1 protein-coding gene is annotated in these 393 nt (G+C 55.5%); it reads right to left on the minus strand.

Features of this window, described 5'->3' with window-relative positions:
• The coding region (locus ACTHSP_RS22480) for a 3'-5' exonuclease (protein WP_440347069.1) at positions 1 to 374 on the minus strand (374 nt) is incomplete at its 3' end.
• Positions 375 to 393 lie beyond the last annotated feature (19 nt).

Here is a 393-nt window from a genome sequence, read left to right on the forward strand (position 1 = left end):
GCGCTGATGCCGTGTATCAGGGCGCGGTAGTGGAGGACGGGCAGGTCGAAACCGCCGCCGTTCCAGCTGACGAGTTGCGGCGTATAGTTTTCGATGACCTCGAAGAACTTGGCAATCATGACTTCTTCACTGTCTTCGGGATCACCGATGGTGCTAACGCGGATTTTGTCCTGACCCCAGCGCATACAGCAGGAGATGGCGACAACTTGGTGCAGATGGTGTTGCATAAAGTCGCTGCCGGTTTTAGCGCGGCGTTGCTGTTGGGCAAACAGGACGACTTCGTTGTCCGGTAAATCGGCAGGTAAATCGTAAAGCAGGCGGATGCCGTTTACGTCGGGAATGGTTTCGATGTCGAAGGCGAGTATCGGAGTCATGGCGTGATCGGGTTGGATA

It is taken from the genome of Neisseria sp. P0001.S005 (genome assembly GCF_051963715.1).